Source organism: Thermoclostridium stercorarium subsp. stercorarium DSM 8532 (genome assembly GCF_000331995.1).
Taxonomy (GTDB): Bacteria; Bacillota; Clostridia; order DSM-8532; family DSM-8532; genus Thermoclostridium; species Thermoclostridium stercorarium.
On sequence record NC_020134.1, the window covers coordinates 2202236 to 2221415 of the forward strand.

At 43.8% G+C, this 19180-nt stretch carries 17 protein-coding genes; all 17 read right to left on the reverse strand.

The genetic code is table 11. The annotated features are described in order from the left end of the window. Positions 1–54 precede the first annotated feature (54 nt). On the reverse strand, positions 55–426 hold the full coding sequence (locus tag CST_RS09485) for a response regulator (protein ID WP_015359678.1): 372 nt from the start codon (positions 424–426) through the stop codon (positions 55–57). Further along, positions 423–1196, reverse strand: coding sequence for a 16S rRNA (uracil(1498)-N(3))-methyltransferase (locus tag CST_RS09490; protein ID WP_015359679.1), 774 nt, complete (start codon positions 1194–1196; stop codon positions 423–425). The genes CST_RS09485 and CST_RS09490 overlap by 4 nt, the downstream gene beginning before the upstream one ends. Further along, a complete protein-coding gene (gene prmA / locus CST_RS09495; RefSeq protein ID WP_015485084.1) occupies positions 1181–2107 on the reverse strand; it encodes a 50S ribosomal protein L11 methyltransferase in 927 nt (308 codons plus the stop codon). The genes CST_RS09490 and prmA overlap by 16 nt, the downstream gene beginning before the upstream one ends. 26 nt (positions 2108–2133) lie before the next feature. Beyond that, positions 2134–3273, reverse strand: coding sequence for a molecular chaperone DnaJ (gene dnaJ, locus CST_RS09500; protein WP_015359681.1), 1140 nt, complete (start codon positions 3271–3273; stop codon positions 2134–2136). Between the two features lie 224 nt (positions 3274–3497). After that, a complete protein-coding gene (gene dnaK, locus CST_RS09505) occupies positions 3498–5357 on the reverse strand; it encodes a molecular chaperone DnaK (RefSeq protein ID WP_015359682.1) in 1860 nt (619 codons plus the stop codon). A gap of 62 nt (positions 5358–5419) precedes the next feature. Then, a complete protein-coding gene (gene grpE, locus CST_RS09510) occupies positions 5420–6088 on the reverse strand; it encodes a nucleotide exchange factor GrpE (protein WP_015359683.1) in 669 nt (222 codons plus the stop codon). A gap of 43 nt (positions 6089–6131) precedes the next feature. Then, a complete protein-coding gene (gene hrcA / locus CST_RS09515) occupies positions 6132–7184 on the reverse strand; it encodes a heat-inducible transcriptional repressor HrcA (RefSeq protein ID WP_015359684.1) in 1053 nt (350 codons plus the stop codon). Between the two features lie 575 nt (positions 7185–7759). Beyond that, entirely contained in the window at positions 7760–8905 is a 1146-nt protein-coding gene (gene hemW, locus CST_RS09520) for a radical SAM family heme chaperone HemW (RefSeq protein ID WP_015359685.1), read from the reverse strand. A gap of 9 nt (positions 8906–8914) precedes the next feature. Continuing rightward, positions 8915–10726 carry a translation elongation factor 4 gene (gene lepA, locus CST_RS09525; RefSeq protein WP_015359686.1) on the reverse strand — a complete coding sequence of 604 codons (1812 nt, stop codon included), beginning with the start codon at positions 10724–10726 and terminating at the stop codon, positions 8915–8917. Between the two features lie 219 nt (positions 10727–10945). After that, positions 10946–12217, reverse strand: coding sequence for a SpoIVB peptidase (gene spoIVB / locus CST_RS09530; RefSeq protein ID WP_015359688.1), 1272 nt, complete (start codon positions 12215–12217; stop codon positions 10946–10948). Between the two features lie 187 nt (positions 12218–12404). After that, complete coding sequence (locus tag CST_RS09535; protein ID WP_015359689.1) at positions 12405–13124, reverse strand: uracil-DNA glycosylase; 720 nt, start codon at positions 13122–13124, stop codon at positions 12405–12407. A 50-nt stretch (positions 13125–13174) separates the two neighbouring features. Beyond that, entirely contained in the window at positions 13175–15154 is a 1980-nt protein-coding gene (uvrB, locus tag CST_RS09540; RefSeq protein WP_015359690.1) for an excinuclease ABC subunit UvrB, read from the reverse strand. Positions 15155–15289: 135 nt separating this feature from the next. Next, positions 15290–15523, reverse strand: coding sequence for a preprotein translocase subunit SecG (gene secG / locus CST_RS09545; protein ID WP_015359692.1), 234 nt, complete (start codon positions 15521–15523; stop codon positions 15290–15292). 103 nt (positions 15524–15626) lie between these two features. Next, the gene (gene recO, locus CST_RS09550; RefSeq protein ID WP_015359693.1) at positions 15627–16367 is read right to left on the reverse strand and encodes a DNA repair protein RecO; all 741 of its coding nucleotides are present in this window, start codon (positions 16365–16367) and stop codon (positions 15627–15629) included. Beyond that, positions 16340–16507, reverse strand: a complete 168-nt coding sequence (locus CST_RS13255; protein ID WP_015485085.1) for a YqzL family protein — start codon at positions 16505–16507, stop codon at positions 16340–16342. Before CST_RS13255 ends, recO begins: the two co-directional genes overlap by 28 nt. 140 nt (positions 16508–16647) lie before the next feature. Next, positions 16648–18132: a DUF1846 domain-containing protein gene (locus CST_RS09555; RefSeq protein ID WP_015359695.1), complete on the reverse strand. Its 1485-nt coding sequence runs from the start codon at positions 18130–18132 to the stop codon at positions 16648–16650. Between the two features lie 145 nt (positions 18133–18277). Beyond that, on the reverse strand, positions 18278–19168 hold the full coding sequence (era, locus tag CST_RS09560) for a GTPase Era (protein ID WP_015359697.1): 891 nt from the start codon (positions 19166–19168) through the stop codon (positions 18278–18280). Positions 19169–19180 lie beyond the last annotated feature (12 nt).

The following is a 19180-nucleotide window of genomic DNA, read 5'->3' on the forward strand; positions in this document are numbered from 1 at the left end:
TTTTATCCTCCAATACTTTTAAGGCGCTTTATAACGTCCATAAAAATATTCTTACTAAAGCGCCAGCACATTCTGTATGGTCTGGTAAACCTTATACTTCTCAAAAGGCTTTACAATAAAATCTTTCGCGCCCATTTTAATTGCATCGATAACAATGGACTGTTGCCCCATAGCCGAAACAACAATCACCCGTGTTTTCGGGCTCACTTCCACGATTTTCGGAAGCGCCATTATTCCGTCCATTTCGGGCATTGTTATATCCAGTGTCATAATGTCAGGTTGATACTTCTGTGCCGCCTCTATTGCTTCCTTTCCATTGGAAGCTTCAGCAACAACAGTATAACCATCAATTTCCTCTATCAGTTTACGGAGCAAAGTTCTCATAAAAATAGCATCATCAACAATTACAAATGATACTTTCGTCATACGCGCATTTCTCCCATTTCATGCATTATAATGGATAAAACTGCTATTGCAGCGGTTTCGGTCCTTAAAATTCTCTTCCCCAAGCCTACCGGAATTATATCATAGTCTTTAGCAAGCTGAACTTCTTCTTCTGAAAAACCGCCTTCGGGACCGATAAAAATCCCTACGGCTCTAATATAGTCTATATTATAACATTTAAGCAACTCTTTAAAACAATTTTTGTCCTCATTCTCATAGCAGAAAACCGCCAGAGAGCAAGCTGCGCTTTCATTTGATTCAATTTCCTTCCACATTCTTAAAGCCTGGTGATAGTCAACAGGCCTTTCAACTCTCGGTACAAGAACACGCCGTGATTGTTTGCATGCCTCTCTGGAAATTCTGTTCCACCTATCAAGTTTACTTTCAATTTTTCCGTCCTTTTCCCGGACCACGGAGTACCTGGTATACACCGGAACTATCCGGCTTACTCCCAATTCCACTGTTTTCTGAATGATCAGCTCCATTTTGTCGGTCTTCGGCATTCCCTGAAAAAGAATTACTGTTTTTTTCGCTTCGGTATCGGGTGCATATGCCTTTACTATCTTTCCTGTTACCTTTCCCTTTTCTACCGATACAAGTTCTGTTTCGTATTCCAGCCCTGTGCCGTCAAACACCAGTATACGATCACCCGCTTTGAACCTTAACACCTGCACCACATGTTTAAAATCTTCTCCGGTAATATATACTGTATTATCTTTTATCGATTCAGGTGAAACTAAAAATCTGTGCATATCTGCATTGCCACCCATTCTCCCTGTTTTTTTTCGGTTACCAGACAATAACCATGCTCTTTTACGGCATTTGCTATTTCGTCTCTCCTGTCCGCAATTATACCCGACAACAGTATTTTGGTTTCAGGAACGCTGTATTTCCTGAATTCGGGCAGCAATGACAAAATTACGTCGGCAATGATATTGACAACTATAATATCGTACTTTTCGGTTTCAATATTTTTCAGTTCTCCCAATACTACGCGCACTTTATCCGAAACATGATTCTTTCGGACATTTTCGATACATGCTTTATACGCGGCGTCGTCTATGTCAACACAGGTGACTTCCGACGCTCCGAGTTTCGCGGCGATAATACCCAGAATTCCGGTTCCGCAGCCCAAATCCAGAACTTTTTCATTCCCTTTTACAAGTTCGTCAAGAAATTCCGCACACATCCGCGTTGTTTCATGAGTCCCTGTTCCGAAGGCCATTCCGGGTTCCAGCTCCACAATCACTTCGTCGCCCGTTTTACTGTAGTCTTCCCAGGTTGGTTTAATTACAACCCTTTCGAATATTTTAAAAGTCTTATAATATTTTTTCCAGTTATCCTTCCACTCGGAATCATCACGTATTCTTAGCGTATAACCCGGAATCAGGCCCAAAAAACGCATGAACTCATCATTCAGAGTACTTTTCAGTTTTTCCGCGTCTCTGTCGGTGCTGAAATAAGCCTTAATTATAACTTTTTCACCGTAACTTTCAATTAATCCGTCGTCGGCATAATCAAGGTATCTGTTCTCGTCAAGAACCTGTCTGAATGCATACGGATCCACTATTTCAAGGCCCTGAACTCCCTGGTCCAGCAAAACCTGTGAAACCATCTCCTGATATTCCGGATCCACCGTAACCGCCACTTCAAGCCACTTCACAGAAAAACTCCCTCTTCTTAAAAATTTCATTTGTTAAAATATTCCTTCATTTTTTCAAAAAATGATTTTCTCTGCTGAAATACCTCATCACCGCTGATTTCAGCAAACTGCTTCAACAGTTCTTTTTGTTTTGCCGAAAGTTTTGTAGGAACTTCCACATGTACCTTTATAAGCTGATCTCCCCTCGCATTGGAACGCAGATGCTTAATTCCCTTGTTTTTCAGCCTGAAAACCGTTCCGGTCTGAGTTCCTTCGGGTATCGTGAATTTCATTGTGCCTTCCAGTGTCGGAATCTCCAGTTCGGCGCCCAAAGCAGCCTGAGTAAAGGTAATGGGTATTTCACAGATTACATCATAGCCTTCTCTTGAAAAAATTGGATGAGGTTTAACTCTGATATTGACATACAGGTCACCGGGAGGACCGCCGTTAAACCCGGGTTCGCCCTCACCTCTCAGGGATATGGTCTGCCCGTTGTCAATTCCTGCGGGTATATTTATGCTGATTTTAGATGTTTTCTTAACTCTTCCGCTTCCATGGCATTCACTGCACGGATTGGTTATTACCGTTCCCTCTCCGTGGCAGTACTCACACGTCCGCATATTCACCACTTGACCAAAAGGCGTGGCATGCACATGCCTGATTTGACCCGTTCCGTTACAATACCGGCATGTTTCGGGTCTTGTACCCGGTTTTGAGCCCGAACCGCCACACACATTGCATAACTGCATCCTTGTAACATTTATTTCTTTCGTTGTTCCAAATGCAGCCTCAGTAAAGCTTATTTCAAGAGTATATTTTAAATCGCTACCCCTTTTGGGAGCCGACCTTCTGTGAGAAGTCCTGCCAAAAGGCGAGCCTCCAAAAAAGGTATCGAAAATGTCTTCAAAGCCGAAATCAAACCCTCCGAAACCACTGAAACCTTCAAATCCTGTTCCGTCAACGCCGGAATGGCCGTACATGTCATACTGCTTTCTTTTCTGGGGGTCGCTTAAAACCGCATAAGCTTCGTTTATTTCTTTAAATTTCGCTTCAGCTTCCTTATCATTGGGATGCAAGTCAGGATGATACTGTTTCGCAAGTTTCCGGTATGCCTTTTTTATTTCGTTTTCATCAGCGTCACGGCTTACTCCCAATATTTCGTAATAATCCCTCTTCTGTTCGGGCACCCTATCACCCCCTGCCGCCGTTGTGTCTGCTAAAGTAGCTTATCGATTATAACATACTTCAAATAAGCCTTCAACATTTTCTAACTCTCTAAGTTTTGCGGGAAAAACAATACCCATAATCATAATTAACGAGTCAAAGGAAAACCTTTGACTCGTTTTTCGTGAAATACCGGTCAGTGTAATTTGCTGTCGGTTATGGGGATTTATAAAGTGGTTCGGAAAAGTTACTTATTGTCATCGTCAACCACTTTATAGTCTGCATCGTACACATCATCCTGACCGCCGCCGCTGCCCGTTCCCCCCGCGGCATTCGGGTTAAACCCGCCCGCTCCTGCGGCACCTGCGGCACCCGGATTTTGCTGATACAGCTTTTGCGAAACAGCATAAAACGCCTGCGAAAGTTTTTCTGTTGCGGCTTTGATGGCTGCTGCATCGTTGCCTTTGACAACTTCCCTCAAATTATTCAGTTCGGTTTCTATCCTTGACTTGTCGGCGGCATCAACCTTGTCGCCCAGTTCTCTGAGCGTTTTCTCGGTCTGATAAATCATTGAATCGGCATTGTTCTTTGCTTCAATGAGTTCCTTTCTCTTTTTGTCTTCTTCGGCGTATTTTTCAGCATCTTTGATAGCTCTCTGAATTTCTTCCTCGGAAAGGTTTGAAGATGCCGTTATTGTTATCTTCTGCTCATTACCCGTACCGAGGTCCTTTGCCGATACATGAACAATACCATTTGCGTCTATATCGAAAGTAACCTCTATCTGCGGCACTCCTCTCGGCGCAGGAGGTATACCTGTCAGCTGGAAATTACCAAGCAGTTTATTTTCTGCGGCTATTTCCCTTTCACCCTGGTATACACGGATATCAACACTGGTCTGTCCGTCAGCGGCAGTAGTAAATATCTGGCTCTTCTTCGTGGGTATCGTGGTATTGCGTTCAATCAGTTTTGTAAACACGCCGCCAAGGGTTTCAATACCGAGTGAAAGGGGCGTAACGTCAAGAAGCAGCAGATCTTTTACTTCTCCCGAAAGCACCGCAGCCTGAATGGCAGCACCGATTGCCACGCATTCATCAGGGTTAATGCCTTTGAAAGGTTCTTTGCCGAGATATTTCCTGACGGCTTCCTGAACCGCGGGAACTCTTGTTGAGCCTCCGACCAGCAGTACTTTGTCTATGTCCGCCGGACTAAGCCCCGCATCTTCCAGTGCCCTTCTTGTGGGCTCCATTGTCTTTTCAATCAGGTCTGCTATCAATTCTTCAAACTTCGCACGCGTAAGTGTCATGTCAAGATGCTTCGGGCCACTGGCATCAGCGGTGATAAAGGGAAGATTTATGTTCGTGCTGGTAACGGAAGATAATTCAATCTTTGCTTTTTCAGCGGCTTCCTTCAGGCGCTGCGCTGCCATCTTATCGGTTCTCAAATCAATTCCGGTTTCCTTCTTGAACTCTTCAGCCATCCAGTCTATAATTCTCTGGTCAAAGTCGTCACCGCCCAGATGGTTGTTTCCGCTGGTAGCCAGCACTTCAAAAACGCCGTCGCCTATTTCGAGTATGGATACATCGAATGTTCCTCCACCAAGGTCAAAAACAAGGATTTTCTGGTCATGTTCCTTATCAAGGCCATAAGCCAGAGCCGCAGCCGTAGGCTCATTTATTATACGCAGAACTTCAAGCCCTGCAATCCTTCCTGCGTCCTTTGTTGCCTGACGCTGCGCGTCATTGAAATATGCAGGAACTGTAATGACCGCCTGGGTTACCTTTTCACCAAGGTAAGCCTCGGCATCCGCTTTCAGCTTTTGAAGAATCATTGCGGATATTTCCGGGGGAGTGTATTCCTTATCGTCAATTTTAATCCTTGTGTTTGTCCCCATTTTCCTTTTTATAGATATAATTGTCCTTTCGGGATTGGTAATTGCCTGTCTCTTAGCAACCTGCCCTACAAGTCTTTCACCGGTTTTCGAAAAGGCAACAACGGAAGGTGTCGTCCTGTTTCCCTCGGCATTGGGGATAACTACAGGTTCTCCTCCCTCCATAACTGCAACACATGAGTTGGTCGTTCCCAAATCTATACCTATTACTTTCGGCATACAATCACTCCTAATTACAACAAAATAAAATTTATATATATTGAAAGGTCAAAGAAAGTCACTCAGTTCGCTACTTTTACAACCGAATGGCGTATAACGGTTTCGTCATTATATATATATCCCTTTACGAATTCCTCCACTATTTCATTTTCGCCATAGCTCTCATCCTCTATATGGGCTATGGCTTCATGGAAATCGGGGTTGAATTTCTTACCCTTTGCTTCAATGGGTTTTACTCCCAGCTTCGCCAATACATCCATCATCTGCCTGTGAATCATTACAACGCCTTCGCGAATGCTTTCAAGGCTTCCTTCCGAAGCCTGCAGCGCTCTTTCAATATTGTCCACAACCGGGAGAAAAGCAGAGACCACATCTGCCACCGATGAAGCATAAATTTTTTCTTTTTCTCTTCTCGTCCTTTTCTTGTAATTGTCAAATTCCGCCGCAAGTCTTTGCAGATATTCCTTCAGTTCATTAATCTCCTTGTCCTTCTGAACAAGAAGTTCTTCCTCTCTGCTCATTTTTTCGCCGCCGTTATCACCGTCGTTTCCGGCGCTTCCGGCCTGTCCGCTTTCATTCGCCGGTTTCTCTTCCACAACGTCGTTTTGAACTTTGTCATTTTGAATTTCACTTTTTTCATTTGTCGCGTTTTCTTCGGTGTTCACTTTTACCTCCTGATTTTCATCGGCAAAATCCTCATTTTTCCCCAGATTTTTTTCATCTGTCATCATTTTTTATTCATCCTTCCATCCATCAATAGTACGATAAACCTATTTACTCATCGTTTATAATTCTGAGTATTTCACTGTTAATCAGGTTCCTCAAATAATTCATTGCGGAAAAAACCCTTGAGTAATACATTCTTGTGGGGCCTATTATACCCAGCGTCCCCAGCTCAGTATCCCCCAGATTATAAACGGTGGTAACCACACTGCAGTCCCGCATTACTTCATGCTCGTTTTCCATACCAATCTGTACATTAATTTTCCCTTTTTTCATTGCAGCACTCATTAACGATTTTATGGTGTGCTGTTCATTAAACAGTTCAAACAATTCCTTAACCTTTATTACGTCGCTGAATTCAGGATGATTCAGCAGATTTGTAATACCGTTCATTATCAGCTCGGTGTCGTCCGCTTCCTGCATGCATTTTTTCAAACCTTCCATCACCGGATCTATAATTTCGTCCGAAACACCGGTTTCTGTCTGCACGTCATTAATAAGTGGAAGTTCAATATTCTCAATTATAAGTCCGTTCAGCTTTTTCTGCAAATAATTTGTAAGTATCGTAAGCGCATCATGATTTATCTCTATTTCATTATTGACACGAATAACGTGGTTTTTCACAACACCGGCGCTCGTCACTATAACTATCAGTAACTTTTTCTCATCCACCGGCAATACCTGTACCGACTTCAACGACGCCTTTGAAAGGCTGGGAGAAAGCGCAACCGACGCATACCCTGTAATACTGGATATTATATCCGATGCACGGCGAATAAGTGTATTTATTTCATTGATCTTACGCTCAATCGCGTCCCTGATCTGCCTTATTTCTTCCATTTTAAGAGCCTGAACCTGCATCAGATGATCGACGTAAAAACGGTATCCCTTATCGGAGGGAACCCTGCCCGCAGACGTATGGGGCTGAGAAATATACCCCATTTCTTCCAAATCAGCCATTTCATTGCGGATCGTGGCTGAACTCAGCCCAAGTTCATGCTTTCTTGAAATGGTTCTTGACCCCACCGGCTGCGCGGTTCTTATATAATCATCGACAAGCGTTTTCAATATTTGTTTTTTACGTTCACTTAACGTTGTTTCCAAATGAAACTCACCTCCATACAATAGCCCTGTACCTTTAACCATGAAGGGCTATTGTATATTGCAGTGATCCACATGGTTAATGCTATCTATATATATGAAACTTCAGCAAGTACTGTTCTACAAAAATAATATACCCACTGTACCCGGTTTATACTTTAAACGCGATATTATTAATATGTTATTAATACTTCACCAAAAAATCCCTTTTAAATTTTATTAGCACTCTCTTCAATTGAGTGCTAAACGCTATAATAAAAATACCACCCTGTCTTTTTTTTGTCAAGAGGTAGGTTAAGTATTTATATATTCGCAAAATTCATTAATTATTCCTGTTGTTCAGGTTGAGTTCTTTTAGCCGACGAGTGAACAGGAAGCTTCCGGTCTGCATAACCGATTTCTGTTAAATCAGCTTCCTCATTCTATTCCATTTGCAGGGCTGTCGGGAATTTTCGGCATCTCAAATGAAAGGTTAAAAAATTACATTTCTTATGAAGAAATAATAAAAAAGCCCTTACAGGCAAATATACCCTGTAGTGCTTTTTTCAAAACAGAAAGTATTCATACGTTTATCCTCATTACATTAAGAACTCAGCCCACACCTGATTGGCAAAATCCAGCCCCAGGCTTGTCAGTCTCAGCATGTCATTTTCAAAGCACAGAAGATTTTTTCCAACCAGCATTCTTATTGTCTCATCATATTTTTTCAGGGCTTCACTGCCAAATTCCCGTTCCAGGTCCTTCAGGCTTACCCCTTCAACCAGTCGCAGTCCGAGAATAAACCTTTCCGAAAGTTTCTCTTCGGCCCCGATATACTCGCTGCTTGCTACCGGTAATACTCCTTCAGCAATTCTTCCGATATATTCACAGGGATTTTCTTCATTTGAATATCTGACGTCATCAATATAGGAATGCGCTGCGGAACCAAAACCCAAATAAGGTCTGTTCGTCCAGTATTTCAGGTTATGCCGGCATTCAAACCCCGGCTTTGCAAAATTTGAAATTTCATAATGCCTAAAACCTGCATCTTTCAATTTTTTTATTACCCAATAATACATTTCCCTTTCCAAATCTTCGTCAACCGCGGGCAGTTTTCCCCTTTCATTCAGCTCATGCCACGGCGTGCCCTCTTCGATTTTAAGACTGTAGGCCGAAACGTGGGTCACACCTTTCTCAAGAACCAGTTCAACAGTTTCCTGCCAGTCTTCCATTGTCTGGGTCGGGACACCGAAAATAACATCGGCATTTATATTATGAAATCCTGAACCTTTGAGCAGTTTCACGCATTCTTCAAACATCTCTTCGGTGTGTATTCTCCCCATAAACCTCAAAAGGTTGTTGCTTGCCGACTGAAGCCCAATGCTTGCGCGATTGAAGCCAATTTTCCTGTATGCTTCCGCTTTTTCACCGGTTATCGTGCCAGGGTTTATCTCTATCGATATTTCTGCATCTTCCGAAATTTCAAAATTTGCAGACAGGGAATTCATTATATCCGAAATGCAGTCGGCAGGAAGGACCGACGGGGTCCCTCCCCCGAAGAAAATCGTATCCACCGTCATATCCGAATGTTTAGATGCCACCGTTTCAATCTCTCTGCACACAGCCCGGGTATAGTCCCGGAAAATTGCATCCAGCCCGGGATATGACGGAAAATCACAGTAATTGCACTTTCTTATGCAGAAAGGTATATGAACATATATTCCAAGAGTTTTATCTTTCAGCATTTTCCTCGCCTATGTATCAAGTTTCAGCACGCTCATGAAGGCCTCCTGTGGAATTTCCACGCTTCCTATCTGACGCATGCGTTTTTTACCCTCTTTCTGCTTTTCAAGCAGTTTTTTCTTTCTTGTAACATCACCGCCGTAACATTTTGCAAGAACGTCCTTACGGTAGGCCTTCACAGTTTCCCTTGCGATTACTTTTGAACCGATACAAGCCTGTATCGGTATTTCAAACATATGCCTGGGAATTGTCTCCTTGAGCTTTTCAACCATTTTTCTTCCTCTGGCGTATGCTTTGCTTCTGTGGACAATAAACGACAATGCATCGACAACTTCGCCGTTTACGCGGATATCAAGCTTAATCAGGTCAGATTCTTTATATCCCTTAAATTCATAATCAAAAGAGGCATATCCTCTTGAACGGGACTTCAGGGCGTCAAAAAAATCATAGACAATTTCATTCAACGGTATTTCGTATGTTAAAACCGCCCGGGTACTTTCAATGTATTCCATTCCTATGTATTCGCCCCTACGGTCCTGACACAGTTCCATAATACTGCCCACGTATTCGGTGGGTGTCATAATCGTCGCCTTCACTATGGGTTCCTCCATCTTTTCTATCGAACCCGGCTCAGGCATGTTCGTGGGGTTATCTATCATAAGAACTTCGCCGTTGACCTTCGTCACCCGGTATACAACACTTGGTGCTGTTGTCACCAGATCAAGGTTAAATTCGCGTTCCAGTCTTTCCTGAATTATTTCCATATGCAGAAGCCCCAAAAAGCCGCACCTGAAACCAAAACCCAGAGCCGCAGAGGTTTCGGGTTCAAACAACAGCGAAGCATCGTTTAATTGCAGCTTTTCAAGAGCATCACGCAAATCTATGTATTTGGAACCGTCTGCCGGATATATACCGCAGAAAACCATCGGTACGGCCTTTTTGTACCCGGGAAGAGGTTCATTTGCAGGATTCGACGCCAGCGTTATCGTATCGCCGACACGGGTGTCTCCTACGTTCTTAATGCTTGCGCATATATACCCCACTTCCCCGGCATACAACGCGTCAGCTGGTATCAATCCTCCGGGCCGGAAATACCCCAGTTCTGTTACGATGAATCTTTTGTTCGTATTCATCATTAAAATTTCGTCGCCTGTTCTGACGCTCCCTTCCATAACTCTTACATGAGTTATTACGCCTTTATAATTGTCGTAAAGGGAGTCAAAAATCAATGCCCGAAGCGGCGCACTTTCATCCCCCCGCGGCGGCGGTATGACTTCAACTATTTTTTCAAGTACGGCGTCAATATTGATTCCGTTTTTGGCCGAAATAAGGGGCGCATCGCTGCAGTCCAGGCCGATAACATCCTCTATTTCGCGCTTTACTTCATCAGGTCGGGCTCCCGGAAGATCTATTTTATTAATAACCGGTATGATTTCAAGGTTGTGTTCCAGCGCAAGATATACATTTGCCAGGGTTTGAGCTTCAATGCCCTGGGACGCGTCAACAACCAGTATTGCCCCTTCACACGCGGCAATACTCCTTGATACTTCGTAATTGAAATCCACATGCCCCGGAGTATCGATAAGGTTAAGAATATATTCCTGCCCGTCCTGCGCCTTGTATACCATTCTGCAGGCCTGGGCCTTAATCGTAATCCCGCGTTCACGTTCCAGGTCCATTGTGTCCAGGACCTGTTCCGCCATTTCCCTTTCTGTCAAAACGCCGGTCTTCTCCAGCAATCTGTCTGCCAACGTTGACTTCCCGTGATCGATATGAGCGATAATGCAAAAGTTTCTGATTCTTTTCTGTCTATCTCCTGGCATCTGTGTCTCAAAACCTCGCTTCTGTTTTCTTAATTTATGTGGAATTAATATGCAGATTTTCTGTTATCGGATATTACTTATGAATTATACCACAGTGTTTTTGTTTTTGTATAGATATGGTGCGGGAGGGTCGGGTGTTCTGGATTTTGGACACTGGTCGCGCGGCATGGGTGTGAAATACAATATTTGCCGTAAAAACACTATAAAAAAGAATAAATGCTAATACATTCCCAGCATGGTTTCTATGAAAATTCCGTACCCTTTTGTGGGATCACTTACAAGGACATGGGTTACCGCGCCTATAATTCTTCCGTCCTGGATAATCGGACTGCCCGACATTCCCTGGATAATGCCCCCGGTTTCGCTTAAAAGCCTTGGATCGGTTATTTTTATTATCATGCTTTTGGGACCTGAAAGATTTTTGCGGGCAATCTTCTGTATTTCAACAGAAAATTCCTCAACTTCCTCCCCGTGTATGTTTGACAGTATCGTCGCCGGTCCCTCCTTTACCATGCTTCTTGTTCCGACCGGGTATTTTCGGCCTTTCATCTCTTCCATATAATCTTTATTTATTTTTCCAAAAACCCCGAAAGCCGTGTTCCAGTATATTTCCCCTATAACTTCCGGGCTTTTCAGAAAATCCCCCTGAAGTTCCCCGGGGCTTCCCTGAAGGCCTTTTCTTATTCCATACACTGAAGACTTAAGTAATTCACCGGTTTTAACAGGCATCATAATCCCGGTATCAATATCGGTAATACCGTGACCGAGGGCCCCGAATTTGCCGGTCTCCTCTTCAATATATGTTAACGTACCTATTCCCGCCGTGCTGTCCCTTACCCAAATCCCTATACGGTATTTCCCGTCTTCGGCACTTTGGACGGGTGTAACTTTTGCTTCGGTCAGGCGATTGTCGTGTAAAAATTTCAGCGTGATTTCCTTTCCGCCCGATTCTTCAATTATTTTTGACAAATCTGAAATTTTTTCCACTTCTTTGTTATTTACCGCAACAATGAAATCGCCGGGTTCAAGGCCTGTATCCTTAACAGGCAGCACTTCCTTCCCTTCGGAAGTCAGAACGCCTGATATCCCGACCACAAGAATACCCTTAATATACAGTCTTATACCCACGGTATTGCCGCAAACAATAAGTTCTCTGGCAGGTATGACATTGACGGTGATGTCCTTTACCGGAACCAGCCCGAAAAGGCTCAATTGGATTCTGTTCTGTCCGTATTGAGTACCCTTAAGGGTATACGGCATTGAGAAAAATGACGTTCTGTCCCCGGCGTCCAGTTTCTGTACATGTATCCCGCCCGTTTCAGCTGCAAGCTGCAGCCTGAACGGTGAAAAAAATTCAACCCGGTACTCTTCACCGGCCAGAACGGTCATCTGACTCGGCGTAAATGCTATGACGGAAAAATATAACGATACAATTACAACAAAAACAGGAAAACAAAATCTGAAAAAAGATTTTTCTCTCTTAAATATCATACCACACGCTCCAGTCACGTACATTCGCGGTTCCGAGGCGCATTTTTATGTCTTCCGCGCATCGGACCGCAACGCTGCAAGCCAGGCATATTTTTTATGCCGATGTTCTTTTCTTAAGGTAACCGGAGCGTTGTGAAATTATTCTTACAAAGAGCCGGAATAAAATGTTTGAAAATTCTGTTGTACATTAAATTCCAAGCCAGTTAACGATATGCATTGTTTCAGCGAAACAGCAGGACTTTAAAAAATCATCCTCATATTTGCGTGAACACAGCATGGGATGCCGGGATAAAAAGAATATTCCCCTGTTTATCACCGGCTTCAGGCTTAATGCACGTTTACCCCAAAGAAACCAGTAAAGTTCATGTTTTTCCGATATGTAGTCAATAAGCTGGCATGTAAAATCCTTCCAGAGCGGGGCATGGCTTTCAGGGCAGTTCGGGATGCAGCTGAAAGACGTATTCAAAAGCAGGACGCCCTGTTCCTCCCATGATTCAAAAAGCCTGTCGGGAGGAAGGATGCGGAACTTCCCTTTCTTTATTTCCTTTTTGATTTCATTGAATGGCGGAATGCATTCGTATTCAGTGATGCCGTTATAGCTTTTGTAAATCAGGCGTATGATGTTTTTAAGCGAAACCTGCCTGAAAGGCTGATCCCACGATTTCAGCCCCCCGACTTCAAAAGCCCTGCCTGTGGCCGTTCCCTTTTCCGGATACGGGTCCTGACCAAGTATCACAATTTTGACCTTGTCCAAATTCACTCTAAGAAAACGGAGTATATTCTCAAAATCGGGATTAACATCTTCCCCTATTTTTTCGGCAATATCATTTATCATCCTAATGCGCTCGCAGGTCAGAAAATCCGACCATGAGTGGTGAACATCAGCAGGAAGCAAAGAGTTTTTCATATCAGTCTCCCGTCGTTCAAAAAATTAGAGGAACAGACCGGGCACTTCACTCAACCCGTTTCCTGTTCCTGAAGTTTCTTCCTTAATTCATTAATCCTATCGCGCAGCATTGCCGCTTTTTCGAATTCCAGCTCCTTAGCAGCAGCCTTCATTTCAGCGGTGAGTTTCTCTATCAGTTTCTCTGTTGGCATTTCTTTATAATCAGCGGCGTATTCCTTTTCGGTTTCGGCTGCCTTCAGCGTCTCAAGGGTGTCATGAATGTTTTTCTGAACCGTTCTCGGCGTAATTCCCATCTTTCTGTTATATTCCATCTGAATTTGCCTTCGCCTGTTGGTTTCGTTGATTGCCCTCTCCATGGCACCCGTCACATAATCGGCGTACATTATAACCTTCCCGTTCACATTCCGCGCAGCCCTGCCGATAGTCTGTATCAGAGAAGTTTCGGAACGCAGAAAACCTTCCTTGTCGGCGTCAAGTATCGCTACCAGTGAAACTTCAGGCAAGTCAAGGCCTTCTCTGAGAAGGTTTATGCCCACCAGAACATCAAACACCCCAAGTCTTAAATCCCTTATTATTTGCATTCTCTCAATCGCATCAATATCCGAATGCAGATACCGTACCTTAATCCCGGCATCGGCAAGATATTGGGTCAGGTCTTCGGCCATTCGTTTTGTAAGCGTGGTAACCAGAACCCGCTCGTTACGTTCAACCCGGATCCGTATTTCTTCCATAAGATCGTCCACCTGACCCTTTACGGGTTTAACAACCACTTCCGGATCAACCAGTCCGGTAGGCCTGATAATCTGCTCAACAATTACCGCCGAATTTTTCCTTTCATATTCCCCGGGCGTTGCACTTACATAAATAACCTGATTTACCTTCCGCTCAAATTCCTCAAAAGTAAGAGGTCTGTTGTCAAACGCCGAAGGAAGGCGAAAGCCGTATTCAACAAGGGTTTCTTTCCTTGACCTGTCCCCGTTGTACATTGCGCCAATCTGCGGAACCGTTACATGGGATTCGTCAATGACCACAAGGAAATCTTTCGGGAAATAATCAAGCAGGGTATACGGCGGACTTCCCGGAGCCCTGCCGCTGATGTGTCTTGAATAGTTCTCTATTCCCGGACAAAAGCCTATTTCACGCATCATTTCAATATCGTATCTTGTTCTCTGTTCCAGCCTCTGCGCTTCGAGGAGCTTGTTATTTTCCCTGAAATATTTCAGTCTTTCTTCCAGCTCCTGTTCGATCGATTTAATGGCCCTTTCCATTTTCTCTTTCGTCGTTGCATAATGGGATGCGGGAAATATCGCGATATAAGTGCGAGTTCCTATTATTTCACCCGTCAGAGGATCAACCTCGGTTATTCTGTCCACCTCGTCCCCGAAAAATTCAACCCTGATAATAGTTCCTGAAGATGATGCCGGATAAATGTCCAGAACATCCCCCTTGACCCTGAACGTACCTCTCTTAAAATCAATTTCATTCCGTGTATACTGCATGTCTACCAGTTTCTTTATCACTTCATCCCTGTCTTTCTGCATGCCCGGCCTTAATGACAGCATCAGTTCAGTGTAGTCTTCAGGATCACCGAGGCCGTAAATGCACGACACGCTTGCAACAATTATAACATCCCGCCTTTCAAACAAAGCGGCGGTGGCGGCGTGCCGCAAATTGTCAATTTCATCATTTATCGATGATTCCTTTTCAATATAGGTATCGGTGGCGGGAACATAAGCCTCGGGCTGATAGTAATCGTAGTAGCTCACAAAATATTCCACGGCATTGTCGGGAAAAAATTCGCGGAACTCGGAACATAACTGCGCGGCAAGTGTTTTGTTATGCGCAATCACCAAAGTCGGCCTTTGCAGTCTTTCTATCACGTTGGCTATTGTAAACGTTTTTCCCGAACCTGTGACACCAAGGAGGGTCTGGTGCTTGTTTCCTTTTTGTACCGACTCAACCAGTCTCTCTATGGCCTGGGGCTGATCCCCGGAAGGTTTGTAATTGGATTTGATCCTAAATTCGGGCATCGCTAACCCTCCTTTTCATAAAATATATCCGGATTAAAATAAAAAGACTATACATACTTCTACAGAGCATGTACAGTCCCGCCGCGTCCGCATCATACATGAACGGCTCTATAAGTTCCTTACCGCAGAAAACATTTATCTTAACAACAGTGTTAATACGATTGACGTCAAAATAAATATCGCCAGTGCAAATTTTGTATACTTGTTCAGTATCGCGTCAATGGTTCGGCCTTTGTTTTTCCCGAAAAAGGTTTCAGCACCACCTGCTATTGCACCGCTTATGCCGGCAGAACGCCCGGACTGCATCAGAACAATTACTATAATGGCAATACAGACAATTATATGCAGGATATTGACCAATATCTCCATTCTAAAACCTCCAATTATTCTCCTCTGTTAAATACAGTGCCATTCAATTTTAACATAACAACCACCCGATTACAAGTACAAGTTTCGTCTTTCTGAACCTGTCCTATATTTCCTGCAGGAAGTCCATTTTGCTGTATTCCTTTTCCAGCCTGTCGTCGACATACCTGTCAACTATATCCTCAAAATTTTTTAAAACCTCGGGGGCAAGCTCAAAGTCAAACACCTTTGCGGGCTCGGCGCAAAGTACATATATTATCGCCTTGGCGGCACCTGTTTTAACACGAAGAGCATCATCGGGAGTCGTATTGCACTTTTCACACACAAAGCCGCAATGTCTGAAATTAAAATAAATGTCATTTATCTCCTTTGTTCCGCACACACAGCAGCCCGAAACATGAGGCACAAACCCCATCATCTGGATGGTCTTTAATGCAAAAGCCCGTGCAACAAGGGACGGCGTCCGCCTTTTATTTAAAAGCGCCCTAAGAGCATACAAAAAAACCGTGATCAAATCTTTTGCAGGCTGGTTCTCATATGTGGCATCGTTCAGCAGCCGGAGCATATGGGCGGCATACGCCAGCAGAGTCATATCCTGCCTTATCTCGTAAAATGAGCTGATGATCTCGCAGGAATTCAGTACATATGTATTTTTTCCTTTGTATAAAACCCAATCACAGTAAGAAAAAATCTGGGTTCCGGCAGAGTAACGGTTTCCACCCCGCCTCACCCCTCTCGCCGAAACAGATATTTTCCCGAATTCCTCGGTAACCACCGTAAGAATTTTATCGTAATCTCCAACCTTGACTTCCCGGACAACTATTCCCCGGGCTTTGACATACGGCATTTTTCACCATCCAAATCCGTATCGGCGGCTGCCTCCGTACTGAAATCCTTATTCCCGCTGCGGTCAAGATTTTTATAGTGAAGGAAGAATTCTATATTGCCTGTTTTCTTAAACATCTGCCACGCCAAATCCTTTAACATATTATCCCCCTCAACAAACAGATGGATATATCTTATATGTATTTTTTGTCCTGTTTGAAGGTTTATGTATACCAAATCAAGGCAAATTTTAAAATCAGCCTGTCGGTTGAGGGGCTCGGGATAAAGGCAGCCCTCATTTCTTATTTATGATAAAGTTTATTGGTCTGATACTGAGGCTCACATGTAATATTGATTCCCAGTTTATGAAATACATTTTCATCCACTTTAGACAGTATCACAGTTGAGTGAGCTTCGCAACCCCTCAGTTTGGAAAGCTGCTCCATTGCAAGCGCCGCAGTCGGATTTGTGGCCGCGCATATGGATAAGGCAATAAGCACTTCATCGGTGTGTAATCTCGGGTTATGGTTTCCCATATGTCTGGTTTTCAAAACCTGTATCGGTTCAATAACTATCGGGGATATGAGATGGATTTCATGCTGAATCCCTCCCAGTTCCTTCAGCGCATTCAACAGTGCCGCAGCCGACGCACCGAGCAACTGCGACGTCTTTCCAGTAACAATCCTACCGTCGTTAAGCTGAATGGCAACCGCCGGTCCGCCGGTTTCCTCGGCACGCTTTAATGCCGCGTCAACCACAGGTCTGTCCTTTGGTGAAATTCCCAGCTGATTCATTAATAATTCGAGCTTATAAACCTCCTGTTTGTCCGCCAGACCCTGCCGCACTGAACAGCGGACATTGTAATAGCGGCGTATGATTTCCTGTTCCGAAGCCCTGCATACCACTTCGTCATCGGTAATACAGTACCCTGCCATATTGACCCCCATATCGGTGGGACTTTTGTAAGGCGACTTTCCTGCTATTTTTTCAAGTATCGCATTCAATACGGGGAACACTTCTATGTCCCTGTTGTAGTTCACCGATGTAATGCCGTAAGCCTCCAAATGAAACGGATCAATCATGTTAACGTCATTCAGGTCTGTTGTGGCTGCCTCATAAGCAAGATTTACAGGATGCTTCAGCGGAAGATTCCATATCGGAAAGGTTTCAAACTTTGCATATCCCGCCTTAATACCGCGTTTATACTCATGGTACAGCTGGGACAGGCAGGTCGCCATCTTACCGCTTCCCGGTCCCGGAGCAGTTACGACCACCAAAGAACGGCTGGTTTCAATATAGTCATTTTTACCGTATCCGTCATCGCTCACAATAAGAGCTATGTTTGACGGATAATCGGGTATGGGATAATGCCTGTAAACTCTGATCCCAAGATTTTCAAGGCGTTTCTGGAACAGATCGGCAGTGGTCTGCGAACGGTAATGGGTTATTACAACACTGCCAACATAAAGCCCGATATCCCTGAAAGCGTCTATCAAACGCAATACGTCCAGATCATATGTTATGCCGAGATCGCCGCGCCGCTTGCTTTTTTCTATGTCATCGGCATTGATTGTTATTATGATTTCAGCCTGATCTTTCAGCTCCAGCAGCATCTTAACCTTGCTGTCGGGTTTAAACCCGGGCAATACTCTTGAGGCATGGTAGTCATCAAACAGCTTTCCTCCGAATTCAAGATAAAGCTTACCCCCGAAGAATTCGATTCGCTCACGTATCTTCTCAGACTGAAGTTTTATGTATTTTTCATTATCAAATCCTATTTTGTTCATTTGTCTACTCCCACAACCATACTGTTTTTTGCAGCAAATAAGCGTCTCACAAGCAGAGACGCCCGTAAAATTTTGATATTTTTCTGTTCATTTAAAGTATAACATTGTATCATATTCCAATACAAGGGGTGAAAAAACAAATCTCTTATTTGTACCCCAATTCTCTTAACACATAATCGCTGTTTCGCCAATCCTCTTTAGTTTTCACCCACAATTTCAGAAAAATTTTTGATCCGAGCAGCCTTTCAGCGTCCTGCCTTGCAAGAGTGCCTATTTTTTTCAGCATTTCGCCGTTTTTTCCGATGACAATCCCCTTGTGGCTCTCCTTTTCGCAGTAAATGTTGGCGTGAATTTCGATCAGTTCCTTTTCAGGTATTTCCTTGAAAAGTATTACTTCAACGCCTACGCCGTGAGGAACTTCATCGCTTACAAGATGAAGTATTTTTTCCCTGATGAGTTCCTGCACCAAAAACCTTTCCTGCTGATCGGTAACCATGTCGGCGGGGTAATACGCCGGCCCCTCGGGGAGATATTTAACCGTTTCCCTTAAAACCAGCTCTTTGGTTTCTATATCAAGAGCGCTGACAGGTATTATATGCTCAAAATTCATTTCTTTGCTGTATTCGTCAATAAGGGGCAAAAGAGCTGGTTTGCTTACCAGATCTATCTTGTTTATAAGCAGAATGACAGGCGTGCTCAGTTTTTTTAGCATCTCGATTATTTCCCTGTCGCCCGGTCCGATGGTTTTATCGGTAGCTTCCACCATGTACAGAATTACATCCACTTCGTCCAGTGTTGATATTGCCGACTTCTGCATATAGTCCCCCAGTTTGTTCCTGGGTCGGTGCAAACCGGGCGTGTCAATAAAAACCACCTGATATTCGTCGGTGGTGATAATGGCTTTTATTGTATTTCTTGTGGTCTGGGGCTTGCTGGAAATAATTGAAATTTTCTCACCGGTAAGCAGGTTCAAAAGCGTTGACTTTCCAACGTTAGGCCTTCCGATAATTGTGGCGAATCCCGAACGAAAACCCATAAGGAGCTCCTT

Coding starts and splice junctions, on each gene's coding strand:
- CST_RS09485 (WP_015359678.1), bottom strand. CDS start 426: ATGACGAAAGTATCATTTGTAATTGTTGATGATGCTATTTTTATGAGA.
- CST_RS09490 (WP_015359679.1), bottom strand. CDS start 1,196: ATGCACAGATTTTTAGTTTCACCTGAATCGATAAAAGATAATACAGTA.
- dnaK (WP_015359682.1), bottom strand. CDS start 5,357: ATGCCGAAAGTAATAGGTATAGATTTGGGAACGACCAACTCATGTGTT.
- grpE (WP_015359683.1), bottom strand. CDS start 6,088: ATGATGACAGATGAAAAAAATCTGGGGAAAAATGAGGATTTTGCCGAT.
- hemW (WP_015359685.1), bottom strand. CDS start 8,905: ATGCTGAAAGATAAAACTCTTGGAATATATGTTCATATACCTTTCTGC.
- lepA (WP_015359686.1), bottom strand. CDS start 10,726: ATGCCAGGAGATAGACAGAAAAGAATCAGAAACTTTTGCATTATCGCT.
- spoIVB (WP_015359688.1), bottom strand. CDS start 12,217: ATGATATTTAAGAGAGAAAAATCTTTTTTCAGATTTTGTTTTCCTGTT.
- CST_RS09535 (WP_015359689.1), bottom strand. CDS start 13,124: ATGAAAAACTCTTTGCTTCCTGCTGATGTTCACCACTCATGGTCGGAT.
- uvrB (WP_015359690.1), bottom strand. CDS start 15,154: ATGCCCGAATTTAGGATCAAATCCAATTACAAACCTTCCGGGGATCAG.
- secG (WP_015359692.1), bottom strand. CDS start 15,523: ATGGAGATATTGGTCAATATCCTGCATATAATTGTCTGTATTGCCATT.
- recO (WP_015359693.1), bottom strand. CDS start 16,367: ATGCCGTATGTCAAAGCCCGGGGAATAGTTGTCCGGGAAGTCAAGGTT.
- CST_RS13255 (WP_015485085.1), bottom strand. CDS start 16,507: ATGTTAAAGGATTTGGCGTGGCAGATGTTTAAGAAAACAGGCAATATA.
- CST_RS09555 (WP_015359695.1), bottom strand. CDS start 18,132: ATGAACAAAATAGGATTTGATAATGAAAAATACATAAAACTTCAGTCT.
- era (WP_015359697.1), bottom strand. CDS start 19,168: ATGGGTTTTCGTTCGGGATTCGCCACAATTATCGGAAGGCCTAACGTT.